Origin of the sequence: Flagellimonas alginilytica, from assembly GCF_042134605.1 — a bacterium.
In the GTDB taxonomy this organism is placed as follows: Bacteria; Bacteroidota; Bacteroidia; order Flavobacteriales; family Flavobacteriaceae; genus Flagellimonas; species Flagellimonas alginolytica.
Genome location: NZ_CP169638.1, coordinates 3,406,207 through 3,426,476, shown reverse-complemented (window position 1 = coordinate 3,426,476; position 20,270 = coordinate 3,406,207). Strand labels below are relative to the sequence as shown.

Here is a 20,270-nt window from a genome sequence, read left to right as displayed (position 1 = left end):
TGTAAATGGGTTTTTTGAAACGATTGGGGTGGTACTTGGTTGGACTATCCATAGGATTGATATTTTTAGTATTCTTTTTGAAGAAAAAATCAGGTGAAGGGGGAATCGATTTCTGCTATTTGCCCAATTGCAGGGTGCTCAAGGACATGCGATCCAAACCCTTGACTTTCTCCGAATCCCTACGCGAGCAGTACAGAGACACTCTGCTTATCCAATCTTTCTTTAAGGATGGCGATGTGGATTTTAGTAAAAGCGACACTAAATCCAAGCCATGCAAAACCTATTTTATCTCACACGATTACAATGGGGAAGAGTTGGAACTGAAAGTAAAAAATTGTGATAAAGACATTGAAGTTCAGGCAGTAAAACCGACTATTGACTAAAAATTCTATTATTCTTCCAGTTCTTTAAGGTTTTTCAGTAGTGTATTAAAGCTTAGAATGAATCTTTCATAAAAAAACATGTAGGCCTTATGAACCAGTACGGTAAGGATAAGGGTTAATGCAGTACCAAAAACTATAAGCCCGGGAATCACCAGCCCATTCTTGTTTTGCAACAACACTACAAGCTGTTCATTGTTGAAAAGCTCCCAAACAAAACTTGTTAAAAACGTTAAACCAAACACTATGATGTTATAGTTTACATAGTACGTGACAAGTTGTTTGCTTTGCAATATTCGGGATAGCATCTCTCTAACCCCGATATTTGTTTTAATTGTATTGTAAGACCATAAAAATGCAGCAATAAAAACAGCCAATACCAAGTAATTTATTTTTTCCAAAATAATCAATGGCTTAAACTGCAAGAAAGATTCAGGGATGTCTTTTTGAAAATAAACTTGAAGTACTATTCCCAGAACACCCCAAAGAGCGAACTCTAACATTGAAAAAACAAATAGCTTTCGGGCGGTATTTAAAGCTAAAACAGACTCTTTTTTTCTGATAATAGAAAAATCGGGCACTGCATCTTCACCTGTTTCAAAGTTTAATTTTTTCCAACTCTTTTTTAGTAGGTCCAGTTCCATAAAAATGGGATTTGACCTATAAGTGTCCAAAAGTAGAGAATTGTTACAGTTTGGTTACTGATCCCCCAACTTCCTCCGCTTCCGTTCTTTGGTGATCAGGGCAAGCTCCCGGGATGTTTGTCCGGCAACCGAAGTGTTTTCCTCTGCTCTTCTTATCAGATAGGGCATTACGTCGCGAACAGGACCGTAGGGCAAGTATTTTACAGAGTTATAACCTTCTGCGGCCAAATTATAGGTAATATGGTCGCTCATGCCAAACAACTGCCCAAACCAAATATGTTCATCGTTCGATGCAACTCCATTCTTTTCCATAAGATCTACCAGTTTAAGGCTACTTTGCTCGTTATGAGTACCTGCGAAGATGATAAAATGTTCTAAATGCTCCATCATAAATGCAATGGCAGTATCATAATTTTCGTCCGTGTCCTTTTTGGACTTGCAGATCGGGCTTTCATATCCGTTTTCATGGGCACGATCGTTTTCCTTTTCCATGTAAGCGCCGCGCACTACCTTGGCCCCAATTTTAAATCCTTCCGAGGTGGCCAGTCCATATATTTTTTTAATATACTCCATGCGGTCCCAACGGTACATTTGAAAGGTATTGAATACAACGGCCTTCTTTTTGTTGTATTTGCGCATTAGGTCCAAAATCAGGTCATCCGCGGCATCTTGCATCCAACTTTCTTCTGCATCTATCAAAAGGGCAACATCCAAATTGTATGCTTTTTGGCATACTTTCTCAAACCTCTGTACAATTCTCCCCCACTCTGCTTGCTCAGATTCCGTAAGTTCCTTCCGTGCAGATACTTTTTCAAAAAGCTTAAAACGACCAAAACCCGTGGGTTTGAACACGGCAAAGGGCATGGCGTCTTTTTCTTTTACAAAATCTAGGATCTCCAAGGTTTTTTCCATGGTAAAATCAAACTGATTGTCCACCTCCTTGCCCTCGGCGGAATAATCCAAAATGGAATATACCCCGTTACCGTACATATTATCTATGATCGGCAGACAGTCTTTTTCGCTTACCCCGCCACAAAAATGGTCGAATACCGTTGCCCGGATCAACCCTTCTACGGGAAGATGCGCCTTTATGGCAAAATTCGTGACCGCAGTACCGATTCGTACCAGGGGTTCTTTGGAAATCATTTTAAAAAGAAAATAAGCTCGCTCCAGCTGGGAGTCCGACTTTAGCTCAAATGCTATTGCAGTATTCTCAAAATTTGGTCGCATTATTTACAATACATTAAAGATTCAAAGATAAGTAGGGAATCTATAACCATATAATTAAAATTAGTCTTTATTTAGCGGTGTAAATAAAATTATGGAGTCGGTTAAATCACAATCCTACGAGGTACACATCAACGAATTGGCAAAAGCTGCTCTCAATCAACATGTTGCCCAAAAAAAATATTCAAAAGTATTTCTTTTGGTAGATGAAAATACCAAGGAACATTGTTTGCCTGTCCTTAAAAATATTTTTGATGGACCGGTGGATGCCATCTTGGAAATAGCATCCGGTGAAGAAAATAAGCACATTAGGACTTGTTTACAACTTTGGGAGGAGCTTTCGCAGTTGGATGGAGACAGAAAAAGCCTTTTGATCAATTTGGGAGGTGGCGTTTTGACCGACATGGGTGGATTTGTTGCTTCTACCTTTAAAAGAGGGATAGATTTTATTAATATACCCACTACCCTGCTTTCTATGGTAGATGCCTCTATTGGAGGTAAAACGGGGGTAGACCTAGGTTCTTTGAAAAACCAGATCGGGGTGATCAACCAGCCACAAATGGTATTGATTTTTCCTGAATTTCTCAAAACATTAGATTCAAGGCAGACCAAAAGTGGCTATGCCGAGATGTTGAAGCACGGTCTTATTCAAAACAAGGAATATTGGAAAGAACTCACCTTAGAAGGTAATTTTGCCGAAGCCGGCTGTATTCAAAAATCCATAGCCATTAAAAATGAAGTGGTTATGCAGGACCCCACAGAACAGGGACTCCGTAAAATATTGAATTACGGTCACACCTTGGGGCATGCCATTGAGTCGTATTGTTTGGACAACCCAAATAGAACAACCTTGTTACATGGTGAGGCGATTGCCGTTGGTATGATCTTGGAAGGATACCTGTCTCACGAACTTCGAGGTCTCTCCAAGTTAGACCTGGACGAGATAAAAATGGGGTTTCTGCAGCATTTTGACCGTGTAGAGTTCACCGAAGATGATATTGATGCCATCCTAAAATTGCTAAAATATGACAAGAAAAACTCTCACGGAAATGTCAATTTTGTGCTGTTGCAGGCGATTGGCGAGGCAGTGACCGATATAAAAGTGCCCGAGGAATTGTTCCACAAAGCATTTGCATACTACAGCGAATAAGCCGTTCACCTACTTTTTTTTAATTTACGTAACTCTCTGTACCTATCAAGTTTAAAAATTTCTAGTTTAGGATTGGAATTTATAACTAACCATTATGAAACGAATTTTGATAGACTACAAAAAGTTGGACCACCACGTTGCGGCCACTTTGATCGATTCCTATCCCGACGGTTATGGCGACGACGACATAATTACCATAAAAAAACCGAATGGGGAAGTGATCGAGGCAGTGGAAGTTAAAACGGACGACACTATTTATATGGTAAAAATCAGCAAAAGCCTTTCCAATTTTATAGCCAACTTCGAGGAAGCCATTGAAAAGGAGTTGGATAACGACTTGGTTGCTTCTGAATTTGAGGAAGATGGTTTGGATGGTATGGAATCCGCTTCCGACGAATTAGATGGTGAAACCGACTATTGATCTACACCAAGTACCTTTCTTGGATAATTTTTAGGTGATGGGCCTGGTGGCCACTAATGATAAACCCTAATGCCCTTACACTCATTTTGGAATCGCTGGCAATACCTATTTGGTTCATCGCCACATCATCAAAAGAAGAAAACAGGGTAATCGTTGCTGCTCTTACAGCCGCATATTCTTCAATCAGACTTTGCTTCGTCCTCAGATGGGCATTGGAGTTTGGGACATAATCATCTTGATCGAACCCGGGCAACGGTGTTTTGTCTTTTCTGGCAAAACATAGTGCCCTATATTGAAAGATTCTTTCCGTATCGATCATATGGACAATCGACTCTGCCAACGTCCATTTGCCCTCGGCATAGGCAAAACTCAATTTTTTGTCTGTAATTTCATCAAAAAGAGACAAAAAAGCGGTTCTGCCCATTTTTAGCTCCTCCAACAGATCCACGTTTCCCAAAGCCATAATATAGGTTCGGTAAAATGGATTGTATTCAGAAGAAGGCAGTTCCGAAAGCAACATATAAGAGGTGTGGATTACAGCTCGTTGAAGATGGTGTGCATCAGTCGTCTTTTATCGTTGATGCTTTCTTCAAGAGAAATCATAGTTTCCGTTCTACTAATACCATCAATATCATCTATTTTAAAAATGATGTTTTTTGCGTGTGTTGTATCCCTGGCCCTAATTTTACAGAAAATATTGAATTTCCCGGTGGTAATATGGGCCACGGTCACGTAAGGTATTTGACTTAGACGTTCGAGCACGAATTTGGTTTGATGGGTTTTTTCCAAAAATATACCCACATATGCGATAAAGGAATAGCCCAACTTTACATAATCCAAGGTTAAAGAAGATCCTTTGATGATTCCGGACTCTTCCATTTTTTTAACGCGTACATGTACCGTACCCGCAGAAATCAGCAATTTTTTGGCAATATCCGTGAACGGTGTACGGGTATTGTCGATTAACATGTCCAATATCTGGTGGTCTATTTCGTCTAATTTGACTTTATTCATTACATTGATTTTGCAGCAAAATTAGTTAAAAAAGGAAATTTACGTAATAAAAATGGTTTTTTTTTAAATAAAATGCAAGAACAGGTTCGTATTAACGGTTATTCTTTGGTGTTTTTAAGTAAATCCAGTAAGGGTGTATCGGCGTATGTAAATCCAAATCCCTTGGTATCAACACATTCAATGGTTCTATGTCCGTAAAATCCATTTAGCGTGCCTACTTCCGTTATTTGGGGCTCAAAAACTACAGTGCCGTCGACCAAAACTTCTTTGTATCGGACACCAACTTTGTGAGTGTCAGAAATTCTGGGATTGACTATTCCGGCATTTTCTATGATGATGTCAAAAAATAATTTACGGTTTCCGGGAATAGAAAAATAATCTCCAACAGAAAACTCATCTACCTGATGCTCGGCAATAATTTTAAAAGCTTCCAGTAAGGAAAGAAATATGTATTTCCGGGTAATCTCACGATCATAATCCCCCGGATAGTGTCCAGACTCGAACAATACAGTTGGTACACCGAGCATTTGGAACGTATCCCCTACGCAGTTATCGTTAAAACCATCATCGTACCGCCCAACTTGACCGGGAATGTGTTCTTGCAGCATGACATTCATCCCAGCTATTAGTTTCATTGCCGTTTCTCGTGTTGGGGTAATCTCGCGTTCTTTATTACTGGCAGGAGATAAAAACGACACTGTTGCAGGTTTGTTGGTGCTCCCGGCACTGAACAGTGTGCGTTGATCGTGTAAATTAAAACAGAAATCTGGTTGAAAAGAATTGAACAATCTACGAAGCGCAACGCTTTCGGGTTGCGATTGCATCTTGGCGTCCCTATTCAAATCCACACCATTACTATTTTCTCGAGTATAAACATTTGCCCCATCTGGATTTAACATGGGTACGACCATTAAACTGCATTCCTTTAATATAGTATAGGCCAAGGGGTCGTTAGACCGTAAAAAATTCACCAAATCCCATAACGCTTTAGTGGTCGTGGATTCGTTACCATGCATTTGAGACCACAAGAGTACCTTGATAGGGCCATTCCCCAATTGAAAAGCATGAATTTGAACTTGGTTGACCGATTTTCCGATTTCAATAAGAGGCTCCGAAAGTCTGGCAAAGCATTTTTGAATAGAGTCCATGTTTATGTACCTGCCTTGAATAGAGCCTTCTTTAAACTTTGAATAGTGAATCATGTATACCGTTAATTAAAGCGTACAAAAATACCATAGGATAAGTTTACAAATGTAACGCATACTTGTAAACTATTTACACATTTGTAAATCGTGAAATTTATTAATAACATTGCTTTTTGTACAAATGTAAACAGAATGTATTTTAATTAAGTTATATCCCTTTATATCAGGCGGGTAATATTATTTATTTAAATCTATAGTGCAAGTATAAATGTGATTTTTAAGTGAATATCATTGTGGGGAATTTTACTTGCATTACTTTTGTTGTATATAAATTTACAGATGTGAATTCCGATTTAATATTGCGCATACAACAGGTTATAGATCATTTGGGGTTGTCCGTTTCCGCTTTTGCCGATGCTATTGGCGTGCAAAGATCCAGTATATCCCATTTGTTGAGCGGAAGAAACAAACCCAGCTTGGACTTTGTTATGAAGTTGGTCGATACCTACCCTGAGGTTGACCTATATTGGTTGTTGAAAGGTAAAGGTTCCTTTCCAATAGAGAGCGATACGGAGGGTTCTGTCCAGATCAGAGAAGGACAATCTATTGTTGAAAGTACAGATGCAAAATACACGGAAGCTATGTCTTCTGTGCAAATTGAAAAATCCGGCTCAAGGAAAGAGAACCCTGCTCAAATTATATTGCTATACAGGGATGGTAGCTTTAAGACTTTTGATCCAAAAAAGGATTGAACCTTTCGACTAGTTTCCGTTTCTTTGCACTTATGACAAGACTTCTACTTACAACTGCCGTTGTTCTATTGTGTTTCTCTTGTGGTCAACCACCGGAGCGGAATTGCGAAGATTTTAAAACGGGAACATTTTCTTTTAAAGCTACCATAAACGGGGAGGAAAAAGAGACGATTTTTCGAAGAACAATGGATTTGGAAGTTGATGAGTTCGAGGGTAAAACAGATTCTTCCTCGGTTCGCTGGATAAATGACTGCGAATACGTTTTAAAAAATCTGAATCCAAAAAGCAAGGCGGAAGAAAAACCTATTCACATTAAGATCTTGACGACCTCAGGGTCTTCCTACACTTTTGAATACAATATTGTCGGTGAAAGTAAAAAGTTCAAAGGTACTGCCCATAAAATAGATTGACGTATGACAATCAGTTTGTATTGTAATTGAAATACGACCTTTTTCAATTTGATTGATTGACCGTCTTTCGCTTATGTTGTTTTTAAAAAAAACCTCCGACAGAAATGATTTCTTCGAAGGTTAAAATAAGGGTTAAATCCTTGCTTTTCTATTAATTGGGTCTTTGATATGCCAGTTCTGGACTGGACTCTTTGTGTTTTTTGAACAATCGTTGTTGCTGTTTAACGGTCAATGTGCTTCCGTCGTGGCTCCATCCCGGAGGTCCAAAAATATACATCAGCTTGTGCGATAGTTTGTCCACTTTTTTAACGTCGTTCCAAATATCTTTGAATTCATGGGTTAGGATAACCACTGGATTATAGGAATTAGGCGCGTGGATTACACCGTACTTTACATCAATATTATCATCAAGTTCTTTCCAGGTCCCAAACATTTTATCGAAAATATTTAAGAAGCCCCCATGGTTCTTGTCCAAATACTCCACATTTTGAGCGTGGTGCACTTGGTGCATGGTATGGGTGTTGAATATTTTCTCCAAAAAGCCGAGTTTAGGCACATAAACAGTGTGTAGTTGGAACTGCCACAATGCTTCAATACCCAAACAGACCACTACCATTTCCGGTGGAAAACCAATAGCTGGCATCCAAATGTAAAAGAAAGGTTTGTACAATATGGTGAACCATCCATTGCGAATTGCGGTACCTAAATTAAAATTGTCCGAAGAGTGGTGTACGATATGGGCCGCCCAAAGAATACGGACCTCGTGATTGGCCCTATGAAACCAATAATAGGTAAAATCGTCGGCCAATTGACATAAAATCCAAATATACCAAGCATACCCGAAGGATTGGTATCCCATAATGTTGGTTCTGACCCCGTCTATCTCGGGATTAAAAAGCTCATAGGTCCCTTCAAAAAGGAGGATGGCGAAGGCAACTTTGAACAATGGTCCCAAAATGGCGGAGCCAATGCCCATAAAGCTACTGGCGGCGAGATCTTTCCAGTTGTAAAGATGGTCGTCGTCGTGAGTTTTGCTGTAAGTTAATTCAAGTAAAATAAAGGCAATAAAAACTGGCACTCCATATACCAGGGGGTTTGTAAAATCCATATAGCAATATTAAGCTTTAAGCTCTAGGTGTGTGTTGTTCGGAAAATTAGACATAAAAAGAATTAAAACAAAGAGGTTTGGTCGGAACTATCATTCTTTGTGCCTATATCGTTATCATCGGTTTCTATCTGTTCTTCCACTACTTCGATTTCTTCGGTTTTTTGCTCTTCGGGTTCCTCGAAGGGCAATGGTTCCATGGTGTTTATATTTTTCACTTTCTCTGGAGTAAGCTGATTTCCGAGGGCTTTAATTCCTTTTATCGCAATGAAATCCTCAACGTTTACCTCAAGATTTGGCTTCGGGTCTTTTCCGCGGGGCTTAACAAATTCAATTTCCAGTCTGGGCCTCCAATCGGTTGATACAAGCTCCAAATACGATTTGGGATCTTCATCGATCACCACTTCTTCCCTGTTTGGATTTTCTATCAGAAATCTTTTTAAGTAAAAACGTTCTTTGTCCCCTACATAGTGCACAACGGAAATGGGTTTTTCTGGATTCCATTTTTCCAGTACGATCATGTCGTCGTTAAAACGAGTGAGCATATCCGGTGGGATGGTTTTTACAATGCCTTTTTGGTCGATCACCAAAAGAAGATCATCTCCTTTAAATTCACCGAGTAGTTCTCCCCTACCGTCAACGTTCAATCTGTTCACAACATCATCGAACCAAATTTTCCTTGGTTTCAGGGTGGACACTCCCTTTTCTTTGAGTTCAATGCGTTTAATGGCATATTTTGTGACCAAATTTCCTTTGGAACTGCGCCCCTTGATCAACACATCGGAAAAGTCAAGGTCCCATTTCAGCTTTTTAATACTGCCGGACTGCCGTAGCATTACGGTAACAACTTCGGCTTCACCGTTTGGATTGGCGGAAAAATAAAGTACTTCGGAAGAGGTTTTGTCACCGGCTAGGGGGTAAAGTTTATCCCGGGTAATGCTGGTTACGTTAAACCGCTTTACATAGCTCGGCCCGCCTTTCATGCTTTTATAGATCATGTTGTAGGTGGTTCGCTTGTCCTTCTTTTTAAAAACGGCAACATGTATAATATTCTTTCCGATAAATACTTTGGAATCCACCTTGGTGACCATCATGTCCCCTTTTTGGGTAAAAACGATAATGTCATCAATATCGCTGCAGTCCGTAACGTATTCGTCGCGTTTAAGGGAGGTGCCAATAAAGCCTTCTTCGCGATTTACATAGAGCTTTGTGTTGCGGATAACCACTTTGGTGGCTTCGATATCGTCAAAAATCTTGACTTCTGATTTCCGTTCCCGGCCTGCTCCATATTTCTTTTTGAGCTCTTTAAAATACGCAATGGCATAGTCCACCAAATGCTCTAGATGGTGTTTGGTTTCTTTTATCCTATCTTCAAGATTTTCAATGAGTTGCTGTGCCTTATCTAAATCAAACTTTGAAATACGCTTAATTCGGATTTCCGTCAATCTCACAATATCATCTTTGGTCACAGCTCTTTTCAAATGGGCAATATGCGGCTTTAGACCTTTGTCTATGGCATCGATAACACCTTCCCATGTCTCCTCTTCTTCAATTTCCCGATAGATCCTATTCTCGATAAAAATGCGTTCCAATGAAGAAAAGTGCCACTGTTCTTCCAGTTCATCCAATTGAATTTGGAGCTCGGCTTTGAGCAACTCTACCGTGTTGTCCGTAGATCTTTGAAGCATTTCTTTTACTCCAATAAACAAGGGCTTGTTGTCCTCGATAACACAACCTAATGGTGAGATGGAGGATTCGCAAGCGGTAAAGGCGTAAAGTGCGTCGATGGTTTTATCCGGCGAGATACCGTTTGGTAAATGTACCAAGATTTCTACCTCTGCTGCGGTATTGTCCTCAATCTTTTTTATTTTGATTTTCCCCTTATCGTTAGCCTTTAAGATGGAGTCAATTAAAGAGGATGTGTTGGTGCCGTAAGGTATTTCGTTGATGACCAAGGTATTCTTGTCCAAAGTCGAAATTTTGGCCCTTACCCTGATCTTGCCGCCTCGCATACCATCGTTGTAATTCGTCACATCAATAATCCCTGCTGTAGGGAAATCTGGAACAATGGTGAACCGCTTGCCCTGCAAGTGTTTTATCGAGGCATCGATAAGCTCGTTAAAGTTGTGTGGCAGTATCTTGGTGGAAAGGCCCACTGCAATTCCTTCCGCCCCTTGCGCGAGCAAAAGCGGGAACTTTACCGGTAAATTAACGGGTTCTTTTTTTCTGCCATCATAACTTAGCTGCCATTCGGTAATTTTTGGGCTATAAATTACTTCAAGGGCAAACTTGGAAAGTCTTGCTTCGATATAACGTGGTGCGGCTGCTCCATCACCGGTTAGGATGTTCCCCCAGTTACCTTGAGTGTCTATCAGCAGATCTTTTTGTCCGATCTGTACCATGGCATCTGCAATACTGGCATCGCCATGAGGGTGGTATTGCATGGTGTGCCCTACTACGTTCGCGACCTTGTTGTAACGACCGTCGTCCAGTTCTTTTAGCGAATGCATAATTCTTCTTTGCACTGGCTTAAATCCATCTTCGATGGCGGGTACTGCTCGCTCCAATATTACATACGAAGCGTAATCCAAAAACCAATCCTTGTACATTCCGGTCACCTTGACCAGGCTATCTTGGGACTCTTCTTGGTTTTCTAAACTTTCATCGTTCAGTTCTTCGTTCTCTTCCATTTAGAAAGGTGGCATTTATTTGGGTTGTAGTTGGTTTTCTTCAACAAGGTCAAGCTCTACTTTAAGGTTGTTGATGATGAATTCCTGACGGTCCGGTGTGTTTTTGCCCATATAAAATTTCAATAGGGCGTCTATGCTCATGGCTTTGTCCAGCATCACAGGTTCCAAACGGATATCATCGCCGATAAAGTTTTTGAACTCGTCCGGTGAAATTTCGCCCAATCCCTTAAATCGGGTAATTTCCGGTTTACCGGACAATTTTTCAATGGCTTGTCTTCTTTCCTCTTCACTGTAGCAATAAATGGTTTCTTTTTTATTGCGTACCCGAAATAACGGGGTTTGTAAAATGTATAAGTGATTCTCTTTGATCAATTCGGGGAAAAATTGTAAAAAGAACGTAATCAGTAATAAACGAATGTGCATCCCATCCACATCGGCATCGGTAGCTATTACGATATTGTTGTAGCGCAAGTCCTCCATAGAGTCCTCAATGTTGAGTGCGGCTTGCAGAAGATTGAACTCTTCGTTCTCGTAAACGATTTTTTTGGACATGCCGTAGGAGTTCAACGGTTTTCCCCGTAAGCTGAATACAGCCTGTGTGTTCACGTCCCTGGATTTTGTTATGGAACCAGATGCGGAATCTCCCTCGGTAATAAAAAGGGTGGTTTCCAAGCGTCGGTCCTTTTTCATATCCTGCAAATGAATTCGGCAATCCCGTAGTTTTTTATTGTGAAGGCTCGCTTTTTTGGCGCGATCTCTGGCTAATTTCCGTATGCCTGAAAGTTCCTTGCGCTCTTTCTCGGCCTGTACAATTTTCTTTTGGAGCGCATCTGCCGTTGCCTGATTCTTATGGAGGTAGTTGTCCAGATGGGTGCCAATAAAATCATTGACATAGGTGCGCACTGTTGGTAGATCGCCCCCCATATCGGTTGAACCCAATTTGGTCTTGGTCTGACTCTCGAAAACGGGCTCCATCACTTTAATGGAAATTGCCGAGATAATGGACTTTCGAATATCCGAAGCATCGTAGTTTTTTCCGTAAAAATCACGTATGGTCTTAACAATGGCTTCCCTAAAAGCAGCTTGGTGAGTTCCGCCCTGTGTGGTGTGTTGTCCATTGACAAAAGAGTGGTACTCTTCGCTATATTGGGTTTTGCTATGGGTCATGGCCACCTCGATATCATCCCCTTTTAAGTGGATCACCGGGTACAGAAAATCCTCTTGGTTATTGTTGTCCTCGAGCAAATCCTTTAATCCATTATCGGAATAGAATTTTTCCCCGTTAAAAACAATGGTCAATCCAGGATTTAGATATACATAATTTTTGAGCATGCGTTCCACATACTCGTTACGGTATTTGTATTTTTTGAAAATAGTTTCATCTGGAGTGAAACTTACTTTGGTTCCCTTTCTCCTGGATGATTCTTCCAAAAGTTCCTCGTTCACCAAGTTACCGGTCTCAAATTCTGCAGACTTGGATTGGCCGTCCCTGTTGGATTCCACTCTAAAATAGGTGGATAACGCATTGACCGCTTTGGTCCCTACCCCGTTAAGGCCTACGGATTTTTTAAACGCCCGGGTATCGTATTTCCCCCCGGTATTCATTTTGGAAACTACATCTACCACTTTACCAAGTGGAATACCACGACCATAATCTCGAACGTGAACGGTGTTTTCCTTAATATTGATTTCAATGGTTTTTCCTGCCCCCATAACAAATTCGTCAATGGAGTTGTCGAGGACTTCTTTTAGAAGAATATAAATTCCGTCGTCCGCGGAGGAACCATCTCCCAATTTTCCAATGTACATTCCTGGACGCATTCGAATATGCTCCTTCCAGTCCAGCGAACGGATGTTATCCTCAGTATATTGGGTATCTGCCATTAGTTAAGGGTTAATCATTGCAATATAAAATTTCGGGGCAAAAATAAAAGGGTGAACGCTAGAAAGTAATCAACAATGAAAAATAATAATTGTTAATATATATTAGTCCTTAGCCCTCTTTTTGCTTTGGATGGAGAGGTATGTTACCCCGAATATTACCACAAGCATTCCGATCAGTTGTCCGAGAGTGAGTTTTTCGTCCAAAAATAGAAAAGCGAGCAAAATTGTGGAAATGGGGCCCAAGCTTCCCAAAATTGAAAAGTTGGAGGCGCCCAATCGCTTTATTGCCGCGGAAACCAAAAAAGAAGGAATCAATGTGGCGAAAATGGCCATGGCCACACCATATGCATACACGGGCCATGGGTAATCCATAAATGTCCAATTACCGGCTATTGAATAGTGGACCATAATACAAAGGGTGGATACGATCATGGCATTGCATGTAAACCGTAAGACCCCAAATTTTGGAATCAACCATCCACTGCCCACCAAATACGAAGCATAGGTAATTGCACTCAATAAAACCAAAAAACCACCCATGAGCACTTTGTTTCCGGATATATCCAATTCTTCCCAGAACGTGATCAGCACACCTAAATATGTGATAAGTATTGCAGTGAGCTGTACGCGTGTAATTTTCTGTCTAAAAATCAGCCAACTAAGAAACACCACTATGGTCGGGTACACAAAAAGAATAATACGTTCCAGGCCGGCTTTGATGTAATTGAGGCCCAAGAAATCGAAATAACTGGCCAAATAGTAACCAACAAACCCAAAAAGAAACAACCAAACATAATCTTTGGGCAAAACTTTTGTTTCTGCTGATTTTTTGCGAATCAAAAATAAAATAAGGATGTAAAAGGGCAATGAGAACAACATCCGAAACAATAAAAGGTCGAGTGTGTCGACATGGTACCGATAGGCCAACTTTACCAATACAGCTTTGGAGGAAAACAGTACAACTCCCAAGACCCCGTATAAAACACCTAAACTTTTACTGGACATACAGCAAAGTTATTTTGCGTCCGGAAACTACTGTGTCGGAAATTTTATGGATTACAACAGCCAGTGCTTACACATTGAACCTAAAATGCATAACATCACCATCTTTTACGATATATTCTTTGCCTTCTACGCGCATACGACCAGCTTCTTTAACTTTGGCTTCGCTTCCAAATTGCACATAATCATCGTAGGCAATTACTTCTGCTCGGATAAATCCTTTTTCAAAATCCGTATGGATTACTCCTGCGGCTTGTGGTGCGGTGGCCCCAACAGGTATGGTCCAGGCCCGCACTTCTTTTACACCTGCGGTGAAATATGTTTCCAGGTCGAGAAGTTTATATGCCCCACGAATCAATTTGGCGGAACCTGGTTCGGATAGTCCAAGATCTTCCAAAAACATTTGACGTTCTTCGTAGGTTTCCAATTCGGTAATATCTGCTTCTGTACCGACGGCCAAAAAAATGACTTCGGCATTTTCGTGGGCTACTGCTTCTTTTACTTTCTCCACGTAGGCATTGCCCTCTACGGCGGCAGCTTCGTCTACATTGCAAACGTACATTACGGGTTTGTCCGTAATCAGTTGCAAGGGTTTCACGAACTCAAGGCGTTCATCGTCTGAAAATTCAATGGCACGTACGGAAGTTCCAGCTTCCAAACCATCTTTCAATTTAATAAGAACCGCTTCTTCTTTTTGGGCTTCTTTGTTTCCAGTTTTAGCGGCACGTTTTACTTTGTCAAGCTTTTTTTCTACACTTTCCAAATCCTTCAACTGCAATTCCATATCAATGGTTTCCTTGTCCCTTATCGGGTCTACGGAGCCGTCAACGTGAACTACATTGTCATTGTCAAAACAGCGTAGCACGTGCAGAATAGCATCGGTTTCTCGGATGTTTCCCAAGAACTGGTTTCCCAACCCTTCTCCTTTACTGGCGCCTTTTACCAGACCGGCAATGTCCACAATTTCCACGGTGGCCGGAATTACGCGTTCAGGATTCACCAACTCTTCCAACTTCTCCAATCGTTGGTCGGGCACATTTACAACTCCAATATTGGACTCTATGGTACAAAAAGGAAAGTTGGCACTTTGTGCCTTTGCATTGGACAAACAATTGAACAGCGTTGATTTTCCTACATTCGGCAATCCTACGATACCTGCTTTCATTCGCTAGAAATTAGATTTAAGAGTTCAGATTACAATACAGTATTTTAGGTATGGTGCCATCAATATAAAATACCGATAACCTACCAAATACCGATTTGAGGGTGCAAATATAAGTTGAAGTTTTGGTACTGCGACCTAATAATTGCCAATCAGTAGATAGAAGCCAATAATTAGCAATGCTATAATTCCAAAAATGGCTACAAGAGACAATATACAGCCGAGCTGTTTCCAAAAACCGTTATATTCCTTTTCTTTTTCCTGCATAAAAAACCCCGAACCTTGGTCCGGGGCAAAATTATAAGTTTTTTACATCTTAACCTTCTGGGTGCATAAACTTTTGCTTGCCTAAAAGCTCCTCCTCTGTTTCTACATGATCGTCATCGGGCACACAACAGTCTACCGGACATACGGCCGCGCACTGTGGCTCTTCGTGGAAGCCTTTGCATTCCGTACATTTATCGGGTACAATATAATACAGTTCATCGCTGACCGGTTCTTGAACTTCATCGGCATTGACTTCTTTACCATCTGGCAAAACCACATCACCGCTAAGAGAAGTTCCATCGCTATATCTCCATTCGTCCGCTCCCTCGTAAATTGCTGTATTTGGGCATTCTGGCTCGCAAGCACCACAATTTATGCATTCATCCGTAATTATTATTGCCATAATTTTCTTTTCCTTTTGGGTTGATTCTGATCAGCATGCTTACTTTTGACAAAAATAAACCCTAGTTAATTAGTGTACAAATTTAATGGCACCAGATACAAATACCATAGATGCTTTTGTTAAACTTGGAAAATACCTAACGGAATTTTGTCAAGATTGTTCTCAAAAAAGCCCAAAAACCGACCCGGGACTAAAAGAGGTCGTTGCAAGAGCAGGTCATCATAATGGATGGTTTACGGAGGAAAACATTTTATTTTCCCTGGAACAATGGGGGAATACCCTGTCCAGGCCGCATATAAACGATTGGTTGTCCCAATACTCCTTTAAAAGTGGAGAAAACACTAAAAAAGTGGGGGTAGTAATGGCGGGCAATATACCATTGGTAGGTTTTCACGATTTTTTATGTGTATTGCTTTCCGGTAATTCTGTATTGATTAAGCAGTCCTCCAATGACAAAGTGCTTCTCCCATTTCTCTCTAATTACTTAATAGCACAAGAGCCATCGCTCGCAGATAAAATCGAATTTGTAGACGAAAAACTAGAAAATTTCGATGCAGTGATCGCCACTGGGAGCAATAATACAAGTCGTTATTTTGAATATTATTTTGGAAAGAAACCGAATATCATCAGAAAAAATAGAAATTCGGTGGCAGTGCTCACCGGAGATGAAACCGAAGAAGAACTAGAGGCACTTGGCGAGGATATTTTTAGATATTATGGGCTGGGTTGCCGCAACGTATCCAAAATATTTGTACCCAAGGGATACAATTTTGACAGGCTGTTCCAAGCACTCTACACTTATAAAGATATTATCCACCAACATAAATACGCCAATAACTACGATTACAACAAAGCTGTTTATTTGATGAGTGAGTTCAAGATTTTGGATAACGGTTTTTTGATCTTAAAAGAGGATCAAAGTCTTTCCTCTCCCATATCCGCACTGTTCTATTCATTTTATGATGATGAAGCCAGCTTGGAATTGGATTTACGGAGGATGGAAAAGCAAATTCAATGTGTGGTCTCCAAAAAGGAAGGAGACATATATTTTGGACAAACCCAAAAACCAAGCTTGAGCGACTACGCCGACGGAATTGATACCATGGAATTTTTATTGGGACTTTAAAAAAGTCCCCAACCTTTGGAGCCATTTTTAGATACAACAATTTTTAAGACCTTTACCCCTTAAACCTAGGAAATGAAAAAGCATAATTTTAGCGCCGGCCCCTGCATTTTGCCCGCAGAGGTAATGCAGAAGGCTTCCGAAGCTGTTCTGGAATTGGATGGCATTGGACTTTCACTGATTGAAATATCCCATCGAAGCAAAGAATTTGTTGAAATAATGGAAAAAGCCCGTTCCCTGGCCCTAGAGCTTTTGGGACTCCAGGGCAAAGGATACCATGCCTTGTTCTTACAAGGTGGGGCCAGTATGCAATTTTTAATGACCGCCTTTAACCTTTTGGATGCAAAAGCCGGGTATGTGAACACGGGAACATGGAGTCAGAAGGCGATCAAGGAAGCCCGAATGTTCGGAGATATTGTAGAAGTGGCTTCGTCTCAAGAAGATAATTTTAGGTACATACCAAAGGGATTCGACATCCCAACTGATCTGGATTACCTTCATTTAACCTCCAACAATACCATCTATGGAACGCAGTTTAAGGAGTTCCCAAAAACAGCTGTTCCCTTAGTCTGTGATATGAGTTCCGACATATTTTCCAGACAAATGGACTTTTCCCAGTTCGATTTGATCTATGCCGGAGCGCAAAAGAATATGGGACCTGCCGGAACAACGCTGGTGGTGGTAAAAGAAGATATCTTGGGCAAAGTATCGCGCAAAATTCCCTCTATGATGGATTACTCGGTACATATTGCCAAGGACAGCATGTTCAACACGCCCCCTGTTTTTGCGGTGTATGTATCCATGCTTACCATGCAGTGGTTAAAAGATTTGGGAGGTATAGCCGCCATAGAAGAAATTAACGAGCGTAAAGCCAACCTTATTTATTCAGAAATAGAACTGAACCCAGTTTTTTCTGGCATTGCCGCCAAAGAGGATCGCTCTAGTATGAACGCTACTTTTAATATTACAGATGATGAGTTAAAGGATGTGTTCGACGAAATGTGCAAAGAAGCTGGAATAAGCGGTATCAATGGACATAGATCGGTTGGCGGTTACAGAGCCTCCATGTACAACGCACTGCCAATGGAAAGTGTTGGCGTATTGGTCGATATAATGAGCGAACTCGAAAAGAAAGGATAACTGTACTTAATTTTGGACGTTGTTCGAGTTCGGACGTCTTCACTTACCATTACTTGCCATATTGATGGTGATGGGCCCCAGAGGACAATACCCAAAAAGAAATGCAGTACTCAAATTTTTAAATAAAAACATTTATGAAGGTCATATTGGCGAATGACGGAATTGCCCAGGAAGGAATTGTTCTACTGGAAAAGGAAGGATTCCAAGTCAAAAATACCAGGGTTGCCGAAGAACAGTTGGCAAACTATATCAACACAAATAAAATCGATGCCCTTTTGGTACGCAGTGCTACCAGAGTGGATAAAAAACTTATCGATGCGTGCCCCGATCTAAAGTTGATCGGTCGTGGAGGCGTAGGCTTGGACAATATCGATGTAAAATATGCCGAATCAAAAGGAATTAAGGTATTCAATACACCAGAAGCGTCCTCCGAATCCGTAGCGGAGTTGGTTTTTGCCCACTTGTTGAACGGTGTCCGGTTTTTGCACGATTCCAATCGTAACATGCCATTGGATGGCGATAGCCAGTTCAAACAACTTAAAAAAAGTTATTCTGCCGGTGTCGAGCTCAAAGGCAAAACCTTGGGTATCGTCGGTTTTGGAAGAATTGGACAAGCTACTGCAAAAATGGCACTTGCTTTGGGCATGGAGGTCTTGTACACCGACCATCATGCAGACGAAACAACCTTGACCCTTTCTTTTTACAACGGACAGACTATTGACTTTTCCCTTCAAAAAAGTGAATTGAAAGATGTTCTGGCCAATTCAGACTTTGTGAGTCTACACGTACCTTCACAGGACACCTACCTGATCGGGAAAAAAGAATTGGGCCTAATGAAACCCGGAGCGGGAATAATCAATACCTCCCGAGGTGGTGTACTGGACGAAGTAGCTTTGGTCGAGGCCTTGGAAAACAATCACCTGGCATTCGCAGGATTGGATGTTTTTGAATCCGAGCCCACTCCAGAAATCAAGATACTTATGAATCCGAAGATATCCCTTAGTCCCCATATTGGCGGTTCTACATTGGAGGCGCAACAGCGAATAGGCAAAGAACTGGCACAAAACGTAATTGACCTGCTTAAATAACAACTTTTATAGGCTTGTGAAAGAAGACAAAACCTGCTTTTTTGTACATTGCCACCTTTAACCTTAACACTAACATAATGACAGGATTACTAGACATGATCAACAGCCCAATGGGAAAACAGTTGGTCAGCGGGGTTGCCGGACAAACAGGGCAATCGGAAAATAAGACGGCAGAAGTATTGAGTATGGCCATGCCATTGCTTATGGGAGCCATGAAAAAGAATGCATCCACACCAGGTGGAGCCCAAGGATTGATGAATGCACTATCCTCCAAGCACGATGGTGGTATTTTGGATGATTTAGGAAGTCTTTTCGGTGGAGGTGTAGATCAGAATGTAATGGATGATGGTGCCGGGATATTGGGCCATATCCTTGGGGCCAAACAACCACAGGTAGAAAATGCGCTAAGTTCTAAATCAGGGATCGATGCGGGGTCGATTGCCCAAATATTGAAAATAGCAGCACCAATCCTTTTGGGATATTTGGGAAAACAGACCAGACAACAAAACGTAAGCAGCCCTGAAGGACTCAACGGTCTATTGGGCGGCTTAATGGGCGGAGGTGCCGCGGCATCCAAGCAACAATCTTTAGTAGAAAGCTTTTTGGACAGCGATGGTGACGGAAGTGTCATCGATGATCTAGCAGGTATGGTGCTTAACAGTGGAAGCAGCAAAAAAAGTGGACTCGGCGGTATGCTGGGAGGACTTTTTGGAAAATAAAGGTCAAATCGATCAATATTTAACAAAGCCATTTGAACATTCAAGTGGCTTTTTTTGTAAATTAATATCATGAAAAAGAGAATATTACTTTTTGGTTTGACGTTTTGTATCGCATTTGTTTCGTGTACTTCTCAAAAAGCTACATTGGATGTGTCCAACGAGGAACAAACCCTTTTTGATTCTGATGATGAGGAACCGGTAGAAATCAAGGATGCAGAATCCGAATACGAGATCATTATTATTGAGCCAGGGTTTTATACATGGCTAAACTCCATTGCCAGGCCGGAAGGCTACTATTCCCAATCCTTTTTGGAAAATAGAAATGCCATTATGGCAATTACCTGGAACCAGAGAGTATTGCAACCCAACAGGTTCAACCCAAATTTGTACGAATTGCAGATCAACTACGACCCAAGTATTGATTATGGATACGAGGTGAACTATAAATTGTACAATTACTTCATTTATTTTCAAAGAAAGTACAATCAAAGGCTAGGCCCTTTTCTACCACGGATTTAAAGTGCTATTTTTGCATCAATTACGA

General features: G+C 41.0%; 21 protein-coding genes. 10 read left to right on the top strand and 11 right to left on the bottom strand.

Annotated elements, in window-relative coordinates; genetic code table 11:
* The first annotated feature begins 5 nt into the window (after positions 1-5).
* On the top strand, positions 6-383 hold the full coding sequence (locus tag ABTP35_RS15355) for a DUF4258 domain-containing protein (protein WP_252079722.1): 378 nt from the start codon (positions 6-8) through the stop codon (positions 381-383).
* Between the two features lie 8 nt (positions 384-391).
* Here the strand turns inward: ABTP35_RS15355 and ABTP35_RS15350 are convergent, their stop codons facing one another.
* Both ABTP35_RS15350 and ABTP35_RS15345 read right to left on the bottom strand, forming a co-directional pair.
* On the bottom strand, positions 392-1,024 hold the full coding sequence (locus ABTP35_RS15350; protein ID WP_293295265.1) for a hypothetical protein: 633 nt from the start codon (positions 1,022-1,024) through the stop codon (positions 392-394).
* Positions 1,025-1,078: 54 nt separating this feature from the next.
* Entirely contained in the window at positions 1,079-2,254 is a 1,176-nt protein-coding gene (locus tag ABTP35_RS15345; RefSeq protein ID WP_293295266.1) for a proline dehydrogenase family protein, read from the bottom strand.
* A gap of 91 nt (positions 2,255-2,345) precedes the next feature.
* On the opposite strand from ABTP35_RS15345, the gene aroB reads away from it, so the two are divergent.
* Positions 2,346-3,401 carry a 3-dehydroquinate synthase gene (gene aroB, locus ABTP35_RS15340; RefSeq protein ID WP_224836972.1) on the top strand — a complete coding sequence of 352 codons (1,056 nt, stop codon included), beginning with the start codon at positions 2,346-2,348 and terminating at the stop codon, positions 3,399-3,401.
* A gap of 94 nt (positions 3,402-3,495) precedes the next feature.
* Positions 3,496-3,822, top strand: a complete 327-nt coding sequence (locus tag ABTP35_RS15335) for a hypothetical protein (RefSeq protein WP_224836973.1) — start codon at positions 3,496-3,498, stop codon at positions 3,820-3,822.
* A 1-nt stretch (position 3,823) separates the two neighbouring features.
* On the opposite strand, the gene ABTP35_RS15330 is transcribed toward ABTP35_RS15335, so the two are convergent.
* From ABTP35_RS15330 to ABTP35_RS15320, 3 genes are all read right to left on the bottom strand, one after another.
* The gene (locus ABTP35_RS15330) at positions 3,824-4,342 is read right to left on the bottom strand and encodes a DinB family protein (RefSeq protein ID WP_293295267.1); all 519 of its coding nucleotides are present in this window, start codon (positions 4,340-4,342) and stop codon (positions 3,824-3,826) included.
* A gap of 14 nt (positions 4,343-4,356) precedes the next feature.
* Positions 4,357-4,836: an Lrp/AsnC family transcriptional regulator gene (locus ABTP35_RS15325; protein ID WP_127141951.1), complete on the bottom strand. Its 480-nt coding sequence runs from the start codon at positions 4,834-4,836 to the stop codon at positions 4,357-4,359.
* A 98-nt stretch (positions 4,837-4,934) separates the two neighbouring features.
* On the bottom strand, positions 4,935-6,038 hold the full coding sequence (locus ABTP35_RS15320; RefSeq protein WP_293295268.1) for a M14 metallopeptidase family protein: 1,104 nt from the start codon (positions 6,036-6,038) through the stop codon (positions 4,935-4,937).
* 284 nt (positions 6,039-6,322) lie between these two features.
* On the opposite strand from ABTP35_RS15320, the gene ABTP35_RS15315 reads away from it, so the two are divergent.
* Entirely contained in the window at positions 6,323-6,733 is a 411-nt protein-coding gene (locus ABTP35_RS15315) for a helix-turn-helix transcriptional regulator (RefSeq protein ID WP_293295269.1), read from the top strand.
* Positions 6,734-6,765: 32 nt separating this feature from the next.
* On the top strand, positions 6,766-7,143 hold the full coding sequence (locus ABTP35_RS15310) for a DNA topoisomerase IV (RefSeq protein ID WP_293295270.1): 378 nt from the start codon (positions 6,766-6,768) through the stop codon (positions 7,141-7,143).
* A gap of 151 nt (positions 7,144-7,294) precedes the next feature.
* Here ABTP35_RS15310 and ABTP35_RS15305 read toward each other — a convergent pair whose 3' ends face one another.
* From ABTP35_RS15305 to ABTP35_RS15280, 6 genes are all read right to left on the bottom strand, one after another.
* A complete protein-coding gene (locus ABTP35_RS15305) occupies positions 7,295-8,251 on the bottom strand; it encodes a sterol desaturase family protein (protein WP_293295271.1) in 957 nt (318 codons plus the stop codon).
* 62 nt (positions 8,252-8,313) lie between these two features.
* A complete protein-coding gene (locus ABTP35_RS15300; RefSeq protein WP_293295272.1) occupies positions 8,314-10,938 on the bottom strand; it encodes a DNA gyrase/topoisomerase IV subunit A in 2,625 nt (874 codons plus the stop codon).
* A 15-nt stretch (positions 10,939-10,953) separates the two neighbouring features.
* On the bottom strand, positions 10,954-12,822 hold the full coding sequence (locus tag ABTP35_RS15295) for a DNA topoisomerase IV subunit B (RefSeq protein ID WP_224836980.1): 1,869 nt from the start codon (positions 12,820-12,822) through the stop codon (positions 10,954-10,956).
* 102 nt (positions 12,823-12,924) lie between these two features.
* The gene (locus ABTP35_RS15290) at positions 12,925-13,827 is read right to left on the bottom strand and encodes a DMT family transporter (protein WP_293295273.1); all 903 of its coding nucleotides are present in this window, start codon (positions 13,825-13,827) and stop codon (positions 12,925-12,927) included.
* 67 nt (positions 13,828-13,894) lie between these two features.
* Complete coding sequence (gene ychF / locus ABTP35_RS15285) at positions 13,895-14,989, bottom strand: redox-regulated ATPase YchF (RefSeq protein WP_293295274.1); 1,095 nt, start codon at positions 14,987-14,989, stop codon at positions 13,895-13,897.
* Positions 14,990-15,302: 313 nt separating this feature from the next.
* Positions 15,303-15,656 (bottom strand): 4Fe-4S dicluster domain-containing protein, encoded by a 354-nt coding sequence (locus ABTP35_RS15280; RefSeq protein WP_224836983.1) that lies wholly within the window; start codon positions 15,654-15,656, stop codon positions 15,303-15,305.
* 85 nt (positions 15,657-15,741) lie between these two features.
* Here ABTP35_RS15280 and ABTP35_RS15275 point away from each other — a divergent pair, with 85 nt between their 5' ends.
* From ABTP35_RS15275 to ABTP35_RS15255, 5 genes are all read left to right on the top strand, one after another.
* Positions 15,742-16,782 (top strand): acyl-CoA reductase, encoded by a 1,041-nt coding sequence (locus tag ABTP35_RS15275; protein ID WP_293295275.1) that lies wholly within the window; start codon positions 15,742-15,744, stop codon positions 16,780-16,782.
* Positions 16,783-16,854: 72 nt separating this feature from the next.
* On the top strand, positions 16,855-17,919 hold the full coding sequence (gene serC / locus ABTP35_RS15270) for a 3-phosphoserine/phosphohydroxythreonine transaminase (protein ID WP_293295276.1): 1,065 nt from the start codon (positions 16,855-16,857) through the stop codon (positions 17,917-17,919).
* A 134-nt stretch (positions 17,920-18,053) separates the two neighbouring features.
* Positions 18,054-19,007, top strand: a complete 954-nt coding sequence (locus ABTP35_RS15265; RefSeq protein WP_293295277.1) for a D-2-hydroxyacid dehydrogenase — start codon at positions 18,054-18,056, stop codon at positions 19,005-19,007.
* A 77-nt stretch (positions 19,008-19,084) separates the two neighbouring features.
* Positions 19,085-19,726, top strand: coding sequence for a DUF937 domain-containing protein (locus ABTP35_RS15260; protein WP_224836987.1), 642 nt, complete (start codon positions 19,085-19,087; stop codon positions 19,724-19,726).
* Between the two features lie 69 nt (positions 19,727-19,795).
* The gene (locus ABTP35_RS15255; RefSeq protein ID WP_293295278.1) at positions 19,796-20,245 is read left to right on the top strand and encodes a DUF6146 family protein; all 450 of its coding nucleotides are present in this window, start codon (positions 19,796-19,798) and stop codon (positions 20,243-20,245) included.
* The last annotated feature ends 25 nt before the right edge of the window (positions 20,246-20,270 follow it).

Excerpts from the sequence above, each read along its gene's own strand:
- ABTP35_RS15355 (WP_252079722.1), top strand. The coding sequence starts at position 6 with ATGGGTTTTTTGAAACGATTGGGGTGGTACTTGGTTGGACTATCCATA.
- ABTP35_RS15350 (WP_293295265.1), bottom strand. The coding sequence starts at position 1,024 with ATGGAACTGGACCTACTAAAAAAGAGTTGGAAAAAATTAAACTTTGAA.
- ABTP35_RS15345 (WP_293295266.1), bottom strand. The coding sequence starts at position 2,254 with ATGCGACCAAATTTTGAGAATACTGCAATAGCATTTGAGCTAAAGTCG.
- aroB (WP_224836972.1), top strand. The coding sequence starts at position 2,346 with ATGGAGTCGGTTAAATCACAATCCTACGAGGTACACATCAACGAATTG.
- ABTP35_RS15335 (WP_224836973.1), top strand. The coding sequence starts at position 3,496 with ATGAAACGAATTTTGATAGACTACAAAAAGTTGGACCACCACGTTGCG.
- ABTP35_RS15330 (WP_293295267.1), bottom strand. The coding sequence starts at position 4,342 with ATGTTGCTTTCGGAACTGCCTTCTTCTGAATACAATCCATTTTACCGA.
- ABTP35_RS15325 (WP_127141951.1), bottom strand. The coding sequence starts at position 4,836 with ATGAATAAAGTCAAATTAGACGAAATAGACCACCAGATATTGGACATG.
- ABTP35_RS15320 (WP_293295268.1), bottom strand. The coding sequence starts at position 6,038 with ATGATTCACTATTCAAAGTTTAAAGAAGGCTCTATTCAAGGCAGGTAC.
- ABTP35_RS15310 (WP_293295270.1), top strand. The coding sequence starts at position 6,766 with ATGACAAGACTTCTACTTACAACTGCCGTTGTTCTATTGTGTTTCTCT.
- ABTP35_RS15305 (WP_293295271.1), bottom strand. The coding sequence starts at position 8,251 with ATGGATTTTACAAACCCCCTGGTATATGGAGTGCCAGTTTTTATTGCC.
- ABTP35_RS15300 (WP_293295272.1), bottom strand. The coding sequence starts at position 10,938 with ATGGAAGAGAACGAAGAACTGAACGATGAAAGTTTAGAAAACCAAGAA.
- ABTP35_RS15295 (WP_224836980.1), bottom strand. The coding sequence starts at position 12,822 with ATGGCAGATACCCAATATACTGAGGATAACATCCGTTCGCTGGACTGG.
- ABTP35_RS15290 (WP_293295273.1), bottom strand. The coding sequence starts at position 13,827 with ATGTCCAGTAAAAGTTTAGGTGTTTTATACGGGGTCTTGGGAGTTGTA.
- ychF (WP_293295274.1), bottom strand. The coding sequence starts at position 14,989 with ATGAAAGCAGGTATCGTAGGATTGCCGAATGTAGGAAAATCAACGCTG.
- ABTP35_RS15280 (WP_224836983.1), bottom strand. The coding sequence starts at position 15,656 with ATGGCAATAATAATTACGGATGAATGCATAAATTGTGGTGCTTGCGAG.
- ABTP35_RS15275 (WP_293295275.1), top strand. The coding sequence starts at position 15,742 with ATGGCACCAGATACAAATACCATAGATGCTTTTGTTAAACTTGGAAAA.
- serC (WP_293295276.1), top strand. The coding sequence starts at position 16,855 with ATGAAAAAGCATAATTTTAGCGCCGGCCCCTGCATTTTGCCCGCAGAG.
- ABTP35_RS15265 (WP_293295277.1), top strand. The coding sequence starts at position 18,054 with ATGAAGGTCATATTGGCGAATGACGGAATTGCCCAGGAAGGAATTGTT.
- ABTP35_RS15260 (WP_224836987.1), top strand. The coding sequence starts at position 19,085 with ATGACAGGATTACTAGACATGATCAACAGCCCAATGGGAAAACAGTTG.
- ABTP35_RS15255 (WP_293295278.1), top strand. The coding sequence starts at position 19,796 with ATGAAAAAGAGAATATTACTTTTTGGTTTGACGTTTTGTATCGCATTT.